General features: G+C 73.2%; 18 protein-coding genes. 6 read left to right on the top strand and 12 right to left on the bottom strand.

Translation table 11 applies throughout. The features are described from left to right. Positions 1-129: 129 nt before the first annotated feature. Positions 130-876, bottom strand: a complete 747-nt coding sequence (gene trhA, locus V6N00_RS11555; RefSeq protein ID WP_416385079.1) for a PAQR family membrane homeostasis protein TrhA — start codon at positions 874-876, stop codon at positions 130-132. Between the two features lie 145 nt (positions 877-1,021). On the opposite strand from trhA, the gene V6N00_RS11550 reads away from it, so the two are divergent. Both V6N00_RS11550 and V6N00_RS11545 read left to right on the top strand, forming a co-directional pair. Further along, on the top strand, positions 1,022-1,804 hold the full coding sequence (locus V6N00_RS11550; protein WP_334232500.1) for an isoprenyl transferase: 783 nt from the start codon (positions 1,022-1,024) through the stop codon (positions 1,802-1,804). A 486-nt stretch (positions 1,805-2,290) separates the two neighbouring features. Further along, positions 2,291-3,610 (top strand): PhoH family protein, encoded by a 1,320-nt coding sequence (locus V6N00_RS11545; protein WP_334232737.1) that lies wholly within the window; start codon positions 2,291-2,293, stop codon positions 3,608-3,610. 56 nt (positions 3,611-3,666) lie between these two features. On the opposite strand, the gene V6N00_RS11540 is transcribed toward V6N00_RS11545, so the two are convergent. Genes V6N00_RS11540 through V6N00_RS11530 form a run of 3 tightly spaced genes read right to left on the bottom strand, consistent with a single transcriptional unit; the run spans position 3,667 to position 6,177 of the window. After that, a complete protein-coding gene (locus V6N00_RS11540; RefSeq protein WP_334232499.1) occupies positions 3,667-4,779 on the bottom strand; it encodes a M20/M25/M40 family metallo-hydrolase in 1,113 nt (370 codons plus the stop codon). Next, positions 4,769-5,413, bottom strand: a complete 645-nt coding sequence (locus V6N00_RS11535; RefSeq protein WP_334232497.1) for a rhomboid family intramembrane serine protease — start codon at positions 5,411-5,413, stop codon at positions 4,769-4,771. Before V6N00_RS11535 ends, V6N00_RS11540 begins: the two co-directional genes overlap by 11 nt. Continuing rightward, the gene (locus tag V6N00_RS11530; protein WP_334232495.1) at positions 5,410-6,177 is read right to left on the bottom strand and encodes a hypothetical protein; all 768 of its coding nucleotides are present in this window, start codon (positions 6,175-6,177) and stop codon (positions 5,410-5,412) included. Before V6N00_RS11530 ends, V6N00_RS11535 begins: the two co-directional genes overlap by 4 nt. A 206-nt stretch (positions 6,178-6,383) precedes the next feature. On the opposite strand from V6N00_RS11530, the gene V6N00_RS11525 reads away from it, so the two are divergent. Next, entirely contained in the window at positions 6,384-6,908 is a 525-nt protein-coding gene (locus tag V6N00_RS11525; RefSeq protein ID WP_334232493.1) for an A24 family peptidase, read from the top strand. 12 nt (positions 6,909-6,920) lie between these two features. Here the strand turns inward: V6N00_RS11525 and V6N00_RS11520 are convergent, their stop codons facing one another. Next, positions 6,921-8,666 (bottom strand): pyruvate dehydrogenase, encoded by a 1,746-nt coding sequence (locus V6N00_RS11520; RefSeq protein WP_334232492.1) that lies wholly within the window; start codon positions 8,664-8,666, stop codon positions 6,921-6,923. A gap of 112 nt (positions 8,667-8,778) precedes the next feature. Between V6N00_RS11520 and V6N00_RS11515 the strand changes: the two genes are divergently transcribed. Next, complete coding sequence (locus V6N00_RS11515) at positions 8,779-9,255, top strand: NUDIX hydrolase (protein ID WP_334232490.1); 477 nt, start codon at positions 8,779-8,781, stop codon at positions 9,253-9,255. A 100-nt stretch (positions 9,256-9,355) separates the two neighbouring features. Here the strand turns inward: V6N00_RS11515 and V6N00_RS11510 are convergent, their stop codons facing one another. The 3 genes from V6N00_RS11510 to V6N00_RS11500 form a co-directional block, all read right to left on the bottom strand. Beyond that, the gene (locus V6N00_RS11510; protein WP_334232488.1) at positions 9,356-10,771 is read right to left on the bottom strand and encodes a class II fumarate hydratase; all 1,416 of its coding nucleotides are present in this window, start codon (positions 10,769-10,771) and stop codon (positions 9,356-9,358) included. Between the two features lie 86 nt (positions 10,772-10,857). Further along, positions 10,858-11,508 (bottom strand): carbonic anhydrase, encoded by a 651-nt coding sequence (locus tag V6N00_RS11505; protein ID WP_416385078.1) that lies wholly within the window; start codon positions 11,506-11,508, stop codon positions 10,858-10,860. Positions 11,509-11,548: 40 nt separating this feature from the next. Further along, positions 11,549-12,190, bottom strand: a complete 642-nt coding sequence (locus V6N00_RS11500) for a DUF4245 domain-containing protein (RefSeq protein ID WP_334232484.1) — start codon at positions 12,188-12,190, stop codon at positions 11,549-11,551. A gap of 229 nt (positions 12,191-12,419) precedes the next feature. On the opposite strand from V6N00_RS11500, the gene glpX reads away from it, so the two are divergent. Further along, positions 12,420-13,454: a class II fructose-bisphosphatase gene (glpX, locus tag V6N00_RS11495; RefSeq protein ID WP_334232736.1), complete on the top strand. Its 1,035-nt coding sequence runs from the start codon at positions 12,420-12,422 to the stop codon at positions 13,452-13,454. 196 nt (positions 13,455-13,650) lie between these two features. Beyond that, complete coding sequence (locus V6N00_RS11490; RefSeq protein WP_334232482.1) at positions 13,651-14,778, top strand: lipid II:glycine glycyltransferase FemX; 1,128 nt, start codon at positions 13,651-13,653, stop codon at positions 14,776-14,778. 104 nt (positions 14,779-14,882) lie between these two features. Here the strand turns inward: V6N00_RS11490 and V6N00_RS11485 are convergent, their stop codons facing one another. The 4 genes from V6N00_RS11485 to V6N00_RS11470 form a co-directional block, all read right to left on the bottom strand. Next, entirely contained in the window at positions 14,883-15,401 is a 519-nt protein-coding gene (locus V6N00_RS11485; protein ID WP_334232481.1) for a hypothetical protein, read from the bottom strand. Positions 15,402-15,735: 334 nt separating this feature from the next. After that, positions 15,736-17,094, bottom strand: coding sequence for a mannose-6-phosphate isomerase, class I (gene manA, locus V6N00_RS11480; protein ID WP_334232480.1), 1,359 nt, complete (start codon positions 17,092-17,094; stop codon positions 15,736-15,738). Positions 17,095-17,181: 87 nt separating this feature from the next. Then, positions 17,182-17,754: a 5-(carboxyamino)imidazole ribonucleotide mutase gene (purE, locus tag V6N00_RS11475; protein ID WP_334232479.1), complete on the bottom strand. Its 573-nt coding sequence runs from the start codon at positions 17,752-17,754 to the stop codon at positions 17,182-17,184. Further along, positions 17,751-18,998, bottom strand: a complete 1,248-nt coding sequence (locus V6N00_RS11470; RefSeq protein ID WP_334232477.1) for a 5-(carboxyamino)imidazole ribonucleotide synthase — start codon at positions 18,996-18,998, stop codon at positions 17,751-17,753. The genes purE and V6N00_RS11470 overlap by 4 nt, the downstream gene beginning before the upstream one ends. Positions 18,999-19,180: the final 182 nt, after the last annotated feature.

Raw genomic sequence — 19,180 nt, 5'->3', positions numbered from 1 at the left:
TGCTGTCCATCGTCACAGTCCCCTCACTGGTGCGGCCGTCGCGCGACGTCCTCCCGTCGCACGAGTTGCCGCGATCCTGCCCCGGATCGGGCTCCGCGACAAGGGGGAGGGGCCGCCGGCCCTGTGGCGTCATCGGGAGGCGAGGACCGCCATCATGATGCCCACGAAGTGGCAGGTGAAGCCGACCACGGTGAGGGCGTGGAACAACTCGTGGAATCCGAACCAGTTCGGGCTGAAGTTGGGTCGCTTGATCCCGTAGAACACGGCCCCGACGATGTAGGCCAGACCGCCCACGCCGATGAGGATCGTGACCGCCGGGTTGACCGCCCAGAACTCGCCGAGATAGAAGACCGAGACCAGGCCGAGCAGCACGTAGATCGGCACGTACAGCCAGCGCGGCGCGTGCGTCCACAGCACCCGGAACGCGACCCCCGCGACGGCGAGGGACCAGATCAGCCACAGCAGCACGGTGCCGTGGGACGGGCTGAGCAGAGTCACCGCGATCGGCGTGTAGGTGCCGGCGATGACGAGCGAGATGTTCGAGTGGTCCAGCCGCTTGAGCAGCAGCTTCGTCCGCGGCGCCCAGTTGCCCCGGTGGTAGGCGGCGCTGGTGCCGAACAGGAGCACCCCGGTCAGGGCGAAGACGACGGACGCCCAGCGCGTGCCGGCGGTCGGGGCCAGGGCGACGAGCACGATGCCGGCCGCCAGGGCCAGCGGCGTCATGCCCAGGTGGATCCAGCCGCGCAGGCGCGGCTTCTCGAGCAGCTCCGCGACCTTGCCGACGGCGGCGTCGACCGGGGAGGAGTCCGCGTCTCGGGAGGCGCGCCCCGGGGGAGGGCCGGACGGGGAGGCAGAGGTCACCGGGTGAGAGGGCACGAGCTCATGGTAACGAGACGGGCTGGATGCGACCGGCATGCGTCGCGCGGCCGCCCGGGGTGGGTACCGGTGTGCGCGATAGTGTGGACAGGTTCGCCGCTCCCGCGGCGGGAGGACGAGAAGCGGCGGCGGAGAAGGAGGTCCGGTGGGCAGAACGGACGAGCGGCCGGCGCGGCGGACCCCCCTCTACGACCTCTACGAGCAGCGGCTCGCCCGGCAGGTGATGCGCTCGCCGCTGCCGGAGCACATCGGCGTCATGGTCGACGGCAACCGCCGCTGGGCCGCCCTGGCCGGGGCGCCGACGAAGCACGGCCACCAGGCGGGCGCCGACAAGATCCACCAGTTCCTCCGCTGGTGCTCCGAGCTCGGCATCAAGGTCGTCACGCTCTACATGCTCTCGACCGACAACCTCAGCCGGGACAGCGCCGAGCTGGACGACCTGCTCGCCATCATCGGCAACACGCTGGACCGGATCGCCGAGGACCCCACGGTGCGGGTGCACCCGGTGGGCGCGCCCGACGTGCTGCCCGCCGACCTCGCGGCCCGGCTGCGGGCCCTGGCCGAGCGGACCGGCGACGCCGACGGCCTGCACGTGAACGTCGCCGTCGGGTACGGCGGCCGGCGGGAGATCGTCGACGCGGTCAGCGAGCTGCTGCGCGACGCCGACGCCGCGGGCAAGGACCTGGCCCGCGTGGCCGACGAGCTCTCGGTCGAGCAGATCTCCGACTACCTCTACACCCGCGGCCAGCCCGACCCGGACCTCGTGATCCGCACCTCGGGCGAGCAGCGGCTCTCCGGCTTCCTGATGTGGCAGAGCGCCTACAGCGAGTTCTACTTCTGCGAGGCCCTGTGGCCGGACTTCCGGCGCATCGACTTCCTGCGCGCCCTGCGCGACTACGCCCGCCGGCAGCGCCGCTTCGGTTCCTGACGGGACGGTGACGCGGGTGGGCGGGCACCGGTCGGCCCGGTCATGAACTCGTCGGGTGCTGTTCACGTCGCGGCCACGGCGTGGCGCGCGGATGTCGACCTGCCGCGGCCTACATTCGGTGCATCGGGCGGCACGACCGCCGCCCGATGCGGGAGGCTCACGATGACGCACTGCATCCTCGGACCCGGTCCGGGCCGGCGGAACACTGTTCCGGCGCGACCCGACGGATCCGCGGACGGTGGTGCGACGGGGGAGCCCGCGCGGCTCCCGAGCGTCCCGGACCCGACCTGACGAGCGATCCGGGTCGCGGTCGCGGCCCGGGGCGGGGAGCGAATCGTGTCATCACGGCAGTCATCGCAGTCCACCGGCACCACGCGGTCCACCGACGAGCCCACGGGCACGCCGGAGCAGGCGGCTCCGGCCGCCGGCACCGCCGGCGCAACCCGACCGGTCCGCCCCGCGCGCACCTCGCGCGGCAACCGGCCGCTGGAGAACCAGCCCGACGCGGCGGTGCGGTGCATCGTCGTCGACACGTCGGTGCTGCTCTCGGACCCCCGCGCGATCTACAGCTTCGCCGAGCACGACGTCGTGCTGCCCGTCGTCGTCATCACCGAACTCGAGAAGAAACGGCACGATCCCGAGCTCGGCTGGTTCGCGCGCAAGGCGCTGCGCCTGCTCGACGATCTGCGGATCGCGCACGGCACCCTGAACGAGCCCGTCCGGCTCGGTGACCAGGGCGGCACCCTGCGGGTCGAACTGAACCACATCTCCGCCGAGGTGCTCCCGGCCGGATTCCGGCTCGGGGACAACGACACCCGGATCCTCGCCGTCGCCCGCAACCTCGCCGACGAGGGCCACAACGTCACCGTCGTCTCCAAGGACCTGCCGATGCGGGTCAAGGCCTCGGCCATCGGCCTGGCCGCCGAGGAGTACCTGCACGAGCAGTCCAAGGACTCGGGCTGGACCGGCATGGCCGAGGTGACGCTCGACGAGGCGCAGATGGCGGCGCTGTACGACCACGAGCCGGTCGCCCTCGACGCCGTCGACGGCGAGGCCGCGCTCCCCGTCAACACCAACCTCGTGCTGACGTCGGTGCGGGGGTCCGCGCTCGGCCGGGTCACGGCGGACGGGACCGCGCGGCTGGTGCGCGGGGACCGGGACGTGTTCGGCCTGCACGGCCGCTCCGCCGAGCAGCGCCTCGCGATCGACATGCTGCTCGACGAGACCGTCGGCATCGTCTCCCTCGGCGGTCGCGCCGGCACGGGCAAGTCCGCCCTCGCCCTGTGCGCGGGTCTCGAGGCCGTGCTGGAGCGCCGGGCGCACCGCAAGGTGGTCGTGTTCCGGCCCCTGTACGCGGTCGGCGGCCAGGAGCTCGGCTACCTGCCCGGCTCCGAGCAGGAGAAGATGGGTCCCTGGGCCCAGGCCGTCTTCGACACCCTCGGCGCCCTCGTCTCCCAGGAGGTCGTCGAGGAGGTCATCGACCGGGGGATGCTCGAGGTGCTCCCGCTGACCCACATCCGCGGACGGTCCCTGCACGACGCGTTCGTGATCGTCGACGAGGCCCAGTCGCTCGAGAAGAACGTGCTGCTGACGGTGCTGTCCCGGATCGGGCTGAACTCGAAGGTGGTGCTCACGCACGACGTCGCCCAGCGGGACAACCTGCGGGTGGGCCGGCACGACGGGATCGCCGCCGTCGTCGAGTCGCTCAAGGGCCACCCGCTGTTCGGGCACATCACGCTGACCCGGTCCGAGCGGTCCCCGATCGCGGCGCTGGTCACCGAGCTGCTCGAGGGCATCGACCTCTGAGGTCGGTGGGCGCCCGCGCAACCGGGCGCCCACCGGTCCATCCGGGCCAGTCCGGGTCAGTCCGGGTTGTCGGAGTTTTCGGTGCTGTCGCCGGTCCCGATGCCGGCGTCGAGCCGGGCCAGCAGCAGCGCCTCGGCGAGCACACCGCGGCGCAGGTCCTCGACGTCGAGGGACTCGTCGATGCCGTGGGCACGGGTGTCCGGGTCCTCCGCGCCGGTGATGAGGATCTGCGCGTCCGGCAGCAGCCGCGCCAGTTCCGCGACCACGGGGATGGAGCCGCCGACGCCCATGTCGACGGCGGGCCGTCCCCACGCCTGATGCATGGCGTCGTGCATCGCGCGGGCCGCCGGGGGCGCGGGGTCGACCGCGTACGGCGCGCCGGCCGCCCCCGGCCGGAACGTCGCCTGCGCACCGAAGGGCGCGTGGATGCGCACGTGCCGGGCGAGCGCCGCCATCGCCGTCTCCGGGTCGTTGCCCGGCGGGATCCGCAGGCTGATCTTCGCCGTCGCGACGACACCGTCGACGAGCCCGCGCAGGCTCGTCGTCAGGGCCGGGACCCCGACCTGCCAGTTGCCCGAGTCCGCGACGACCACCACGTCGGCCCGGAGTGCCTTGCGGTGCTCGGCCAGGAAGGTGGCCAGGGTCGGGGAGCCGGCCTCCTCCTCGCCCTCGACGAAGACCGTCACGCCGAGGCGGAGGTCCGCGCCCAGCACCGAGTGCAGCGCGCGCAGTGCGGCGACGTGCAGCATGATCCCGGCCTTGTCGTCGGCGACACCGCGGCCGTGCAGCCGGCCACCTCGCCGGGTGGCCGTGAACGGCGGGGACGTCCACTGCTCCCCCGGTCCGGGCGGCTGCACGTCGTGGTGGGCGTAGAGCAGCACGGTGGGTGCACCCGGCGCGGCTGCCCGGCGGCCCAGCACCGCCGGGGCGCCGACGTCGCCGTCCTGCCCGGCGTGCAGCACCCGCACGTCGTCCAGGCCGCAGTCCGCCAGCAGTCGCACGGTCAGGGCGGCACTGCGGTCCAGCTCGGCGGGGTCGAAGCCCGGCCAGGCGATGGCGGGGATCGCGGTCAGCCGGGTCAGGTCCGCCAGGGCCGTCCCGAACCCGGCGTCGACGGCGCCGCGAAGTGCGGCCGCGACGTCAGGGCGGACGCCGTCGTCAGCGGTCACGGTCCACGGCCGTCCGGGCCCGGCGGCCCAGCAGCACTCCGATGACGACGCCGGCGAGGGCGCCGCACAGGTGCCCCTGCCAGGAGACGAAGGGGTTGAGCGGCAGCACCCCGGCGGCCAGACCGCCGTAGACCAGCACGACGACGAGGGCGACGACGGCCGGGCCGAGCCGTCGGGCGGCGAGACCGTAGGCGAGCAGGAACGCCGCGAAGCCGTAGACGACGCCGCTCGCCCCCACGTGGACGCTGCCGCTGCCGCCGATCAGCCACGTGCCGAGGCCGCCGAGGACGGTGACGCCGGCGAACACCGTCCAGAACCGGCCGCTGACGAGCCCCACCAGCACGCCGAGCACGAGGAACGCCCCGCTGTTGGCGATCAGGTGGGCGAAGCCCAGGTGGAGGAACGGAGCGGTGACCACACCCCCCAGCCCGTCCAGCTGGCGCGGCCGGATCCCGAAGGCGTCGAGGCGCAGCGGCAGCACGACGTCGACGATCTCGACCACCCACATCAGGGCCACGAGCAGCACCGGCGGGAGGACGACGCGCGCGGTGTGCCGGCGCAGTTCCTCGCGCAGGGTCGGCTCGCGGCCGACCGGTTCCCGCCTCATCGACGGCGGCAGTCCCGCGGTGCTCACGGCGTGCCTCCGACGAACTCGTCGTCGCCCGCGTACTCGTCCGTGTCGAGGATCCGCAGCCACAGGCGGGGGCCGGCGTCGTCGTCCTCCGGTTCGACCAGCACGCACACCCCGGTGGCGACGTCGATCCGGACCGTGCTGCGGCCCGGGCCGAGCAGGGCGGCCGCGGCTTCGGCCACGCGGTAGGCGTGGCCGGGGGAGACGACGGCCTCGAGCGCGGGCCGGCCCTCGTGGGCGGTGTCGCGAAGGGCATGGATGGTGACGGGCTCGGCGTGCGGCAGTTCCGCGGCGGCCGGGGCATTGCCGGCCAGTTGCGCGGGGTCCAGCGCGGAGGCGAGGCGCGGGTCGTCGTACCAGGGTTCGCCGTAGGCGGCCTCCGGGCGGCGGCGGACCAGTCCGTCGGAGTCGCGGCCGGGGGTGACCAGGTGCGGGGCCATCAGCCAGGAGGACCGCCGCGCGGTGGTCGCGTAGCTGCCGGTGCCCGGGCGGGCGGCAGTGCTGGCGAACACGAGGGTGCCGCCGGGGGCGACGATGCGCAGCGCGAGGGGCCGACGGACGAGGACCTCGACGGGCTCTTGGCCGGCGCGCAGCGCCAGCCGGAAGCGCAGGGTCCTCCACCGCCACGGCGAGGAGCGGCACAACCGCCGGAACCGGGCGGCCGCCGTGGGGTCGGGACTGCCGGGCTGAGGATTCCCGGGATCGGAGCGCCCCGCAGGAACGCGTGAGGGGTCCGGCGGGTGGTCCCGCGACGGGGGGACGGACATGAGCGCAGTCTAGCCAGCGGGCCTCGACGCCGTCCGCTCTCGGTGCGCTGTCACGCGACTGGGCTGCCGCCCCGTTCCGGTGATCTGGGCCGGGCACCGCGCGGCACGGTTGTCCACAGTGCGCTCGCGTCCGGCTCTGCCCCGCGGCCCTGCCGGTAGGCTGCGGCTCATGTCGGGGGAGACATGGGTGATTCTGTGGGGGCATCGTGCTGGGCCGGCTCGCTGACCTGGCGGCGGCGCACCCGGTGGCCGGGGTGCTGGCGACGCTGGCGTGCGCCGGGCTGCTCGCGCTGGCCGTGGTGCTGACCGTCGTCGACGTGCGCGAGCACCGGCTCCCGGATCGGCTCCTGCTGCCCGGTGTCGCGGTGTCGGCGCTGCTGTGGGTCGCGGCGTTCACCATCGCCGGTCCGGAGGCGGGCGGCGTCGGCGCCATGCTGCGCACCCTGGCCGCGGGGGCCGCGCTGTTCGCCGGCTACCTGCTGCTGCGGATCGTCCACCCGCCCGGCATGGGTTTCGGCGACGTCAAGCTCGCGGGGCTGCTCGGCCTGCACCTCGGCGCGGCCGGGTGGGCGCACGTGGCCGCCGGCACGATGCTCGCCTTCCTCCTCGGTGGGGTGGGCGGCGCGGTCCTGCTGTTGACCGGGCGGGCACGTTGGCGCACGGCCATCCCGTTCGGGCCGTTCATGCTCGCCGGGGCCGTGCTCGCCCTCGTCGTCGTGCCCGCCGCCTGACGGGTCCGGGACTCAGCGGGGGAGGTTGCGCAGGTTCGAGCGGGCCATGCTCACGGCCTCGCCCGCACCCCGGTTGAGCACCACCTTGCTGATCGCCGTCGCGAACCCGAACACCTGCTCCGAGGTGATCTTCGGCGGGATCGACAGGGCGTTGGGATCGGTCACGATGTCCACGAGCGCCGGCCCGTCGTACGCGAAGGCCTCGCGGTACGTCTGCTCGATGTCCTTCGGGTCCTCGACGCGCACGGTGTGGAAGCCGAGGCTCGCCGCGAGGGCCGCGAAGTCGACCATCGGCACGTCCACCCCGAAGTCGGGCAGTCCGTCGACGAGCATCTCCAGCTTGACCATCCCGAGGGTCGAGTTGTTGAACACGACGACCTTGACCGGCAGCCGGTACGCGGCGACGGTGATCAGCTCGCCGAGCAGCATCGACAGGCCGCCGTCGCCGGAGACCGCGATCACCTGCCGGTCCGGGAACGCCACCTGCGCGCCGATCGCGTGCGGCAGCGCGTTGGCCATGGACCCGTGCAGGTACGAGCCGATCAGCCGGCGGGTGCCGAGCGGGTTGATGTACCGGGCGGTCCACACGTTGCCCATGCCGGTGTCGGCGGTGAAGATTGCGTCGTCGTCGGCCACCTGGTCCAGCAGCGACGCCGCGTACTCCGGGTGGATCGGCACGAGCCGGTCGGCCCGCCGCGTGTAGGCGCCGACGGCCTTGTTCATCAGCTTGTCGTGCCGCTTCAGCGTTGCGTCGAGGAACCGGCTGGACGTCTTCTCCTGGACCAGCGGCAGGAGCGCCTCGAGCGTGGGCAGCACGTCCGCGTTGACGGCGACGTCGACGTCGGTGCGCCGCCCGATGTGCTCGGCCGCGCGGTCCACCTGCGCGGTCCTCGTGTCGGGCAGGAACTGGTCGTACGGGAAGTCCGTGCCGAGCAGGATGAGCAGGTCCGCGTCGTGGATGCCCTCCGCCGCGGCGCCGTACCCGAGCAGGCCGGTCATGCCGACGTCGTAGGGGTTGTTGTACTGGATGAAGTCCTTGCCGCGCAGGGAGTGCCCGACGGGGGCCTTGAGCTTCGCGGCGAGGTCGATGACGGCATCGTGCGCGCCGGCGACGCCGGCACCGGCGAAGATCGCGACCTTCTCCGCCGCGTCGATCGCGGCGGCCAGCGCCGACAGGCTCTCGGGGTCCGGGTAGAGGATGCCGGGCGTGAACGTCGCCGGGGCGGGGGCGTGGGCGACGGCCGCCTCGTCGGCGATGTCGCCGGGCAGGGTGATGACGGAGACGCCGCGCAGCGCCAGGGCGTGCTGGATGGCGGCGTGCACGACCCGCGGGGACTGCACCGGCGTCGAGATGAGCTCGCTGTAGACGCTGCACTCGGTGAACAGCCGATCGGGGTGGGTCTCCTGGAAGAAGCCGGACCCGATCTGGGAGCTCGGGATGTGCGAGGCGATGGCGAGCACGGGAGCGCCCGACCGGTTCGCGTCGTAGAGCCCGTTGATCAGGTGCAGGTTGCCGGGACCGCAGGAGCCGGCGCAGACGGCGAGCCGGCCGGTCAGCTGGGCGTCGGCCGCGGCGGCGAAGGCGGCGGCCTCCTCGTGGCGCACGTGGACCCAGTCGATGCCGCCCTTCGCCGAGCCGCCGCTGGCACGGACGGCGTCGACGATCGGGTTGAGGCTGTCCCCGACGATGCCGTAGATCCGGCGGACCCCGGCGTTGATGAGTTGCTCGACGATCTGTTCGGCCAGCTTCTGGGCCATGACGTGTCCTTCCGTTCGTGCACGGCGGGTGATCTCGCCTGCCAGTCTGACACCGCGGCCGCACGGGCGGTATTCCCCGGCTCACGGTGGCCGCGCTCCTAGACTGGCGAGCATGCCCGTCCCGGATTTCATCCTCACCATGCGTCAGAAGCTCGGCAACGACCTGATCTGGATGCCGGGGGTGAGTGCGGTGGTCCTCGACGACGACGGGCGGGTGCTGCTCGGCCAGCGCGCGGACAACGGGCGCTGGGGCCTGATCACCGGGATCCTCGACCCGGGGGAGGAGCCGGCCGTCGGCGCCCTCCGGGAGGTGGCCGAGGAGACGGGCGTCGTCGCCCGCGTCGAGCACCTCGCCTCCATCAGTGCGGGCGACCCGGTGACCTTCCCGAACGGGGACCACGCCCAGTTCCTCGACCTGACCTTCCGGTGCCGCTACGTGAGCGGGGAGGCGCGGGTGGGCGACGACGAGTCGCTCGCCGTCGGCTGGTTCGCCGTCGACGACCTGCCCGAGTCCGTGCCCCCGCACCAGCGGTGGCGGCTGCGCACGGCGCTCGAGGCGACCGGCGTACCCGTCTTCGCCCGGGACTGACGGGCGCCGCGGACCGTCACGGAGCGCGTCCGGACACACGAACGGCGGCCGGAGTCCTCCGGCCGCCGTTCGCTGTCTGCGGTACTGGGTGGTGGGACGGTCAGGCGTTCGGCCCGGTCATCGTCGTCACGTCCAGGGCCGCGTCGAGCTGCTCCTCGGTGAGATCGCCGCGCTCGACGAAGCCCAGGGCCACGGTCGCCTCGCGCACGGTCAAACCCTCCGCGACGGCCTTCTTCGCGATCTTCGCGGCGTTCTCGTAGCCGATGTACTTGTTCAGCGGCGTGACGATCGAGGGGGACGCCTCGGCCAGGAACCGCGCACGCTCCACATTGGCCTCGATGCCGTCGATCATCTTGTCCGCCATCACGCGCGCCGTGTTGGCGAGCAGGCGGATCGACTCGAGCAGGTTGGCGGCCATCACCGGGATGCCGACGTTCAGCTCGAACGCGCCGTTGGTCGAGGAGAGGGCGATCGTGGTGTCGTTGCCGATCACCTGCGCGGCGACCTGGATCGCGGCCTCGCAGATCACCGGGTTCACCTTGCCCGGCATGATCGAGGAGCCCGGCTGCAGGTCGGGGATGGCGATCTCGCCGAGGCCCGTGTTGGGGCCCGAGCCCATCCACCGCAGGTCGTTGTTGATCTTGATCAGCGAGTAGGCGATGTTGCGCAGCTGGCCGGACGCCTCGATCAGCCCGTCGCGGTTGGCCTGCGCCTCGAAGTGGTTGCGGGCCTCGGTCAGCGGCAGAGCGGTCTCCTCGGCGAGGATCGCGATGACCTTCTGCGGGAAGCCCGCCGGGGTGTTGATGCCGGTGCCGACGGCGGTGCCACCGAGGGGCACCTCGGCGACGCGCGGCAGGGACGCCTCGATGCGCTCGATGCCGTAGCGGACCTGTGCGGCGTAGCCGCCGAACTCCTGGCCCAGGGTCACCGGGGTCGCGTCCATCAGGTGGGTGCGGCCGGACTTGACGACGTCCTTGAACGCCTCCGCCTTCCGGCCGAGCGACGCGTCGAGGTAGGTCAGGGCCGGGATCAGGTCGTTCAGCAGGGCGCTGGTCGCGGCCACGTGCACCGAGGTGGGGAACACGTCGTTGGAGGACTGCGACGCGTTGACGTGGTCGTTCGGGTGGACCGTCTTGTCCGAGCCGCCGGCCTTGAGAGCGCGGGTCGCGAGCTCGGCGATCACCTCGTTGGTGTTCATGTTCGACGAGGTGCCCGACCCGGTCTGGAACACGTCGATGGGGAAGTCGCCGTCGTACGCGCCGGAGGCGACCTGGTCGGCGGCGTCGGCGATGGCGTCGGCCAGGTCGCCGTCCAGCACCCCGAGCTCCGCGTTCGCGCGGGCGGCGGCCTTCTTGATCAGGGCGAGTGCCTCGATGTGCTTGCGCTCGAGCGTCTTGCCGGAGATGGGGAAGTTCTCGACGGCCCGCTGGGTCTGCGCCCGGTACAGGGCGTTGACCGGCACGCGGACCTCGCCCATCGTGTCGTGTTCGATGCGGTACTCGGGGGTGTCGGACACCGGTGTCTCCTCGTGGTGGCGGTGGGTGGTGACCCGGTCGGCGTCGTGGCGATCGGGCGGGTCGGAAGGGAGGGCCCGGGGCCTGATCAGCCCGCGGTCAGCGGCATCGTCGTGGACACGACGCTCGCGGTGCCGTCCTCGAGGCCGTAGCTGACGCCGACGACGGCGGTGCGGCCCGCGTCGATGGCGTCGGCGATCACGCGGGAGCTCTCCGCGAGGCGGGTCGAGGTCTGGCGGACGTGCTCGTCGATCATCGCGGTCAGGTCGTCGTTGCCCTCGCGCTTGGCGGTCAGCACGGACGGGGTGATGCGCTCGACGAGGTCGCGGATGAAGCCGGGCGGCATCTCGCCGCTCTCGACGGCGTCGCGGGTGGCCGTCACGGCGCCGCAGCTGTCGTGGCCGAGGACCACGATCAGGGGCACGCTGAGCACCGCGACCGAGTACTCGAGGGACCCGAGCACGGCGTCGTCGATCACCTGGCCGGCCGTGCGGACGACGAACACGTCACCGAGGCCCACGTCGAAGATGATCTCGGCGGCCAGGCGGGAGTCGGCGCAACCGAAGATGACGGCGAACGGATGCTGGGCGTTGACCAGAGCGGTGCGCCGCGCGGCGTCCTGGTTCGGGTGACGCGACTGGTCGGAGACGAACCGCTGGTTGCCGTCCGCGAGTCGCTGCCAGGCTTCGGCAGGGCCGACCTGACCGGAACTGGAGGGAGACGTCACGGGTGCCAGCATATCGAGTCGCCGCCGCGGCCCTGACCGTGTGACGGCGGCCTCAGGAGGTCGGGGCGGCCGACGGCGAGGCGCTCGCCGAGCTCGTCGGGGCGGCCGTGCCGCGGCCCCGCAGGTCCGCCACGACGGCGGCGGCGAGGGCGGTCAGGGCGGCGTCGGACGCCTGGCCGCGCAGGATCACGGTCGAGCCGCCGACCGTGGCGATGAGCGACTTCGTGCCGCTCTTGTCCCGCAGCTCGAACCGCTGTCCGGAGACCGTGCGGTCCGAGGTGACGGGCGCGTTGTCCGTCGTCTGGGCGACCCACGTCGGGTTGGCCTTCGTCGCGGAGGCCTGGGTCAGGGCGATGAACTGCTGGTCGCCGCTGACGTACCCGATCTCCCAGCTCGGCACGCCCGACGTGCCGCCGGCGTTGAACCGCGCGTAGTTGGCGCTCCAGCCGGACGGCATCACCGAGACCGGCCGGAATCCCGCGGCCGGCGCGGCCTGCGCGGCGATGCCGGGGACGTCGACGGCGGGCCGGTAGGTCTCCGCCCGCTGACCCGGACTGATCAGCAGCACGGGGATGATGACGGCCAGTGTCACGGCCAGCGCGATGAGCAGGCCGGTGACGGAGGAACGCATCCGCTTCGCCTGCGCGGCGCTGAGCACCGCGGGTTCGCGCGGGGCCGGATCGGGGGAACTCACACCCTCCATCCTGCCGCATCGGCGCGGTGCTGCGGTCCGGACGCCCGCCGTCACGGAAGCCGCCCGGACCGGCCCGATGGGTAGGATCGACAACGTCCGCTGGACGAAGAACCGATCACTCGAAGATGAGGTCACCGTGTCCGAGAAGACCACCGATACGCCGACGCCCCCGACCGAGAGCAGCGCCACGCAGACCCCGGCCGACGTCGCCCCCTCGGTCGTCGAGGCCCTGTCGCAGCCGCACCACTCGGACCACCGGTTCTCCGAGCTGTCCCCGACGCTGGCCACCACGGACCGCGAGCCGGACCGCAACCTCGCCCTCGAGCTGGTGCGCGTGACCGAGGCCGCGGCCATCGCCGGCGGCTTCTGGGTCGGCATCGGCGACAAGAACAAGGCCGACGGTGCCGCGGTGGATGCGATGCGCTCGTTCCTGCACTCGGTGCGCTTCAACGGCGTCGTCGTCATCGGCGAGGGCGAGAAGGACGAGGCGCCCATGCTCTTCAACGGGGAGCACGTCGGCGACGGCTCCGGCCCCGAGGTCGACGTCGCGGTCGACCCGATCGACGGCACCCGGCTGACGGCGCTGGGTATGGACAACGCGCTCGCGGTGCTCGCCGTCGCCGAGCGCGGCTCGATGTACGACCCGTCCGCCGTGTTCTACATGGACAAGCTCGTCACCGGGCCCGAGGCGGCCGAGATGGTCGACCTGCGGCTGCCGGTCAAGCAGAACCTGCACTTGATCGCCAAGTCCCTGGGCAAGAGCATCAGCCAGGTCACCGTCATGGTCCTGGACCGCGAGCGGCACAAGCCGCTGGTGAAGGAGATCCGCGACGCGGGCGCCCGCACCAAGTTCATCGTCGACGGCGACGTCGCCGGCGCCATTGCCGCGGCCCGCGAGGGCACCGGCGTGGACGCGCTGATGGGCGTCGGCGGCACCCCGGAGGGCATCGTCGCCGCGTGCGCGCTGAAGACCCTCGGCGGCGCCATCCAGGGCCGGCTGCACCCGACCAGCGACGAGGAACGGCAGAAGGCGATCGATGCCGGGCACGACCTTGACGCCGTGCTGATGACCGACGACCTGGTCACGAGCGACAACTGCTACTTCGCGGCCACCGGCATCACCAACGGCGACCTGCTGCGCGGCGTGCGGTACAGCAAGAACACGGTGCGCACCCAGTCGATCGTGATGCGCTCCAAGTCCGGCACCATCCGGTTCGTCGAGGCCGAGCACCAGGCCGAGAAGTGGACCGACTACTCCCGCTGAGCCGGACACGGCCCGGCGGGAGCCTCGCCGGGCCGATCGCTCCTCGACCCTGCGGGTGCTGGGGCCGGTGATCGGGCGGCCCGTCGCGAACCGTCCGTGGCCGTCCGTGGGCTCGCCGGGCCCCGCGTGACATAGGCTGGATGCCGCCCGGGCGGCCCTGAACGGCCGCCGTTCCGTCGAGCCCGCCAGGAGAGCAGTGAGCCAGAACCGCGCGACCGTCACCCCGATCGAGGACCGGAACGCCTGGGACGCGACCGTCGAGGCGCTCGGCGGACACCCCCTGCAGCTGTGGGGCTGGGGTGAGGTCAAGGCAGCTCACGGGTGGGAGGTCGAGCGGCTGCTCGTCACCGATCCCGAGGCCGACCTGGGAGCAGGTCCCTCCACCGCGTACGGCGCCGCCGAGGTGGCCTACCGCGCCCTGCCGTGGCCGCTGCGCTCGCTGGCCTACGTCTCCCGGGGGCCCGTGGGCGACCCGGCACGCGCGGCTGACGTCCTTGAGGCCGTCGCCGCCCACGTCAAGGCCACCCGCGGCTCCGTCGCGCTCGTCGTCGAACCGGACTGGGAGGCCGGATCGCCCGGCGAGCAGCGCCTGACCGGGGCCGGCTTCCGCCGCACCGACTCCACGATCCTCATCCCGCGCACCCTGATCCTCGACCTGACGCTCAGCGAGGACGAGCTGATGGCCGCGATGCACCGCACCACGCGCGCCAACGTGCGCAAGAACCTCCGCAGCGAGCTCGAGTTCCGCCGCGTCGCCACCGAGGCCGAGCTGGAGAAGATCCTCACCATCTACCGCGAGACGGCGGCCCGCGCCGGGTTCGGCATCCACTCCGATCAGTACTACCGGGACATCTGGCGCTTCCTCGGGGACAACTCGCCGATCGTGGCCGCGTTCGACGACGGCGAGCCGATCGCCTTCGTGTGGATCGCCCGCAGCGGCTCGACCGCGTTCGAGCTGTACGGCGGGGTGTCGCCCGCCGGCCAGAAGGCGCGCGCCAACTACGGGGTCAAGTGGGCGGCGTTCACCGAGATGAAGGCCGACGGGTGCACCCGGTACGACTTGAACGGTCTGCTCAACGACGGCATCTCCGACTTCAAGAAGCAGTTCGCGCAGCACGAGGATCAGCTCACCGGCACGTGGGAGCTGCCCTTGTCGCCGTTCTACCCGGTCTATGCGCGGGCCATGCCGCTCGCCCGCAAGGCCGTCACCCGCGGTCGCCGCGCCATCAAGGAAGCCCTCCCGGCCGGGCGACGCGCCGTCGAGGGTGCCGTGCCCGCAGCCCGCTCGCTGGTGGCGAAGGTGCGTTCCCGCTCCGGACGCTGATTCCGGCCCGGCGCGGACGGTGGCACCGGTTCGCGCGCTGATGCCCATGTCCGTCCCGCGGGACGGTGGCACCGGTTCGCGCGCCGGGAAGCGACGCCTGGGTATCACCTGATGCTTCGGGACCCCCTTCCTCGCCGGTCGCCGTCTGCGGCGTGTGCCGGGGGCCCACCGGCGACGCCGCGGCGTGGAGCGGACAGGCGCGCGGCGACCGTCTCCACCTGACCGCGCGCGACCTCCCGGTCCCCGTCGGCCGCGATGCACAGATGCGCGGCGGCGTTCGCATACCAGGCGGCCGCGTCCGCCCGGCCCATCGCGGCGAACACGCCCGCCGCCTCGCCGAGCAGGTCGATCCGCCCGTCGGCCGCTCGCCGCACCTCCGCCGCGGCGTCCTCGAAGGCGACGTCGCGCCGGCTCGCGTGGCGAGAAGCGACCCCCATCAGCGTCGCGATCGCCAACCGGTCCCGCGCCGTCGTGCCGTTCCCCGCGCGACTCGGCGGTCGGACGGGGTGCTGCTGCACCGGACGTGAGTCGTGGTGGTCGGTCGTCCGCACGACGGCGGGCAGCGGTGCGTTTGATGCCGCAGAGGCGAGGGCGGGGTGAGCGTCGAGCAGCGTGTCCGTCATGCTCCGATCGTGACGGCCGCCACCGACAGGACTCGTGAGGCCGGCGGACCGTCGGCCCAGTGCTCCGGGTGCTGCGGCTGCTCCGAGTGCCCGCGTGCTGCGGCTGCACCGCCACCCACCAGCGTGACGTAGCGGTTCGCGCCCGAGGACCCTGCTCAAAGAGCCCCGAGTTCGGGCGGGAACCGCTAAGTCAAGGCAGGGCGGCGTCGTCTCGGGCGGGAACCGCTGAGTCAGGGCGGGGGCGTCGCTCTCGGGCGGGAACTGCTGAGTCACGGCGGGATGGCGTCGTTCTCCGACGGAACCGCCAGGTCACCGGGTCAGTCCGGGGAGACCCTCAGAACTCCCGGGCGACGGTCGCCGCGAAGGCTCGCGTGCCGGGTTCGGCGGCCCGTGCCATCACGGGAGCCTCGGCCGCCGGGACGAACACCGCCTCACCGCGGGCCGCGCGCAGCGAGCCGTTGGGGGAGTCGAGCACGAGCGCGCCGTCGGTGACCAGCACGAGCACCGGACCATGCTGGAGGACCGGCACGTCGGCGCTGGTGGACGCATCGCCGGTGCCGGTGTCGGGGCCGGTCCGGAAGTCGAGGACCTGCAGCGCGAACTCGTCGAACGGGGGAGCGAACACCCGCTGGCCCCACTCGGTCTCGACGGCGGGCAGTTCCGGCACGCCGAGGGCGGCGAATCGCACGGTGCGCAGCAGCTCGGGCACGTCGACGTGCTTGCTCGTCAGGCCGCCGCGCAGCACGTTGTCCGACGCCGCCATGACCTCGATACCGAGGCCGGACAGATAGGCGTGGACGTTGCCGGCCGGCAGGTAGAGGGCCTCCCCGGGCAGCAGGCTCACGCGGTTGAGCAGCAGGGAGACGACGACGCCGGGATCGCCGGGGTAGCGCTCCTGCAGATCCGCCGCGGTCGCGAGCGAGATGGCCGTCGTGGGAGTGACGGACAGCGACCCCGGCGCGAGGTCGGCCAGGGACCGGGCGGCCAGCGCCGCGTCGTCGCGCCGGTCGAACACCAGGGCGAACGCGTCACGCAGCCGGGGGTCCTCGTCCGCGCCGGACGACGCAGCGCCGGACCTCGTGCCGGACACCGCAGCGCCGGACTCTGTGCCGGACGCCGCCGCGTCTCCCTCCAGCAGGTCGGCGAGCTCGGCGAGCAACCGGACGCCCGCGGGGTCGACGTCGTCGAGGCCGCCGAGCGCTCCGAGCGCCTCCCGCAGCAGCGCCGCCGTCGCCGCCGGGGCCCGGAAACCGGAGAGGGCCGCGAAGTCGCTGAGGGCGTAGATCATCTCGGGCTTGTGGTTGCGGTCCTTGTAGTTCCGCTCGGCCGCATCGCGCGCCACGCCCGCCTCGTCCTCCGCCGCGAAACCGGCCTCGGCCTGCGCGATCGTCGGATGCACCTGCAGGGACAGCGGCGCGCCCGCGGCGAGGATCTTCATGAGGAACGGCAGCCGCCCGTCGAAGCGGTCGGCGACGGCAGACCCGAGCGTCGAGGCCGTGTCGGCCGCTATGACGTCGTCGAGCCGCGCCCCGGCCTCCGATTCCCCGGGGGCGATCACGGACGGGGAGTCCGGGTGGGCGCCGAGCCACAGCTCGGCCTCCGGATCCCCCGAGGGCTCGCGGCCGAGCAGGGTGGCGATCGCCGTCGTCGATCCCCAGGCGTAGGGACGGATCGTGCTGGTCAGGCGGAACACGGGGACACCTTCCGGTCGTCGTCGAGCAGAATCATGGCGTCGAGCAGGACTGCCGAGCTCACGCGGGTCGCGACGAGCGCACCGTGCTCAACCGGCATCGGGCGCACCGGCCCGCAGGCCCTGGCGCAGCTTCTCACCCTTGGCCGTCGCGGTGGCCCGCAGGTCCTGGGCGAACCGCACCAGGCCCTCCCGCAGCCGGGCGGCCCGCTCGTCCGACCCCGCCGCGAGGATGCGGGCGGCCAGCAGGCCGGCGTTGCGGGCCCCGCCGATCGAGACGGTCGCCACCGGCACCCCGGCCGGCATCTGGACGATCGAGAGCAGGGAGTCCATGCCGTCGAGGGTCTTCAACGGCACCGGCACCCCGATCACGGGCAGGGGAGTGACGGCGGCGAGCATGCCGGGCAGGTGGGCGGCGCCCCCGGCCCCGGCGATGATGACGCGCAGCCCCCGGTCGGCGGCCTCGCGCCCCCAGGCGATCATGTCCTCCGGCATCCGGTGCGCGGAGACGACGTCCGCCTCGTAGGGGATGCCGAACTCGTCGAGGGCCTCGGCCGCGGCACGCATCACGGGCCAGTCCGAGTCCGAGCCCATGACGACGCCGACGAGCGGGCCGGAGACAGCGGCGCCGGGAGCGGGCTCGGCGGTGGAAGTCGCGCTCATCGGGTTGCTCCGGTCGTCGTGGTGGCGGACGGTGCCGGCCGGCCGGAGGGTGCCGGCTGGTCGGAGAGTGTGGCACCGACCGTGCCGTCCGCCAGGGTGCGGGCGGCGTCCTCCGCGGCCCGGCGCACCTCCGGCAGGTCCTCCGCCGTCGCGGCGACCGCATTGACGTGCCCGATCTTCCGGCCGGGCCGCACCCCCTTGCCGTAGGTGTGCACCTTGACGGCCGGGGCCTGCGCCATCACCTGCGGGTAGACGGCGAAGAGGTCGGGGTTCGCGCCCCCGAGCACGTTCTTCATCACGGCGGCGGCACCGAGGACGTCGGTCGCGCCCAGCGGCAGGTCGAGCACGGCCCGCAGGTGCTGCTCGAACTGGCTGGTGACGCTGCCGTCCATGGTCCAGTGGCCGCTGTTGTGCGGGCGCATCGCGAGCTCGTTGATCGCGAAGCCGGGGCCGACGCCCGGCGTCTCGAACATCTCGACGGCGAGGACGCCGGTGACGCCGAGCTCGGCGGCCAGCGTCCTCGCGGCCTCGCTCGCGGCGGCCGCGACGGCGGGGTCGAGATCGGGCGCGGGGGCGATCACCTCGTCGCACACCCCGGCCACCTGGATGCTCTCGACCACCGGCCAGGACGCGATCGCGCCCGACGGGGTGCGCGCCAGCAGCGCGGAGAGCTCGCGGCTGAAGGGGACCTTCTGCTCGGCCAGCAGCGGGCCGCCCCCGGTGGAGGAAGCGGAGAACCAGTCCGCGGCGGCGCGGGCGGCGTCGGCGTCGTCGATCACCCGCACGCCCTTGCCGTCGTACCCGCCGCGCGGGGTCTTGAGGATCACCGGCCAGCCGGTGGCGTCCCCGAAGGCGATCAGGGCGTCGACGTCGTCGACGGCCGCCCACGCGGGATTCGGCAGGCCCAGCCGGTCCACGGCCGCTCGCATCACGAGTTTGTCCTGCGCGTTCACGAGCGCGTCCGGGCCCGGGTGCACGGACACGCCGTCGGCGAGCAGGGCCTCCAGGTGCTCGGTGGGCACGTGCTCGTGGTCGAAGGTGAGGACGTCGACGTCGGCTGCGAACCGGCGCAGGGCCTCGAGGTCACGGTGATCGCCCACCTCGAAGGTGTGCACCGCGGCGACGGCGCACTCGTCGGGCGACGTGGCCAGCACCCGCAGCTCGATGCCCAGTTCCGTCGCCGGGGGCGCCATCATCCGCGCCAGCTGGCCACCGCCCACCACTCCGATCACAGGTCTGTCCATGCCGCCAGCCTATCCAGCGCGCCGAGCGGTCAGCACCGGATGACGGGCGGCCGGGGAGGGCCGGCGCCGTGGGCACCGTCACGGGCCGGCCACCGCCGAGCGCGCGGCGGCCGGCGGTAGAGTGTCTCCGTGGTCGCGGCTGGTCCGGCCGGCGGTCGCCGATGTCCTCCGGTCCGGACACA

Origin of the sequence: Tersicoccus mangrovi, from assembly GCF_036881825.1 — a bacterium.
GTDB classification, from domain to species: domain Bacteria; phylum Actinomycetota; class Actinomycetes; order Actinomycetales; family Micrococcaceae; genus Tersicoccus; species Tersicoccus mangrovi.
Note: the sequence above shows the minus strand (reverse complement) of the source record. Positions and strands in the feature narration are given on the sequence as shown.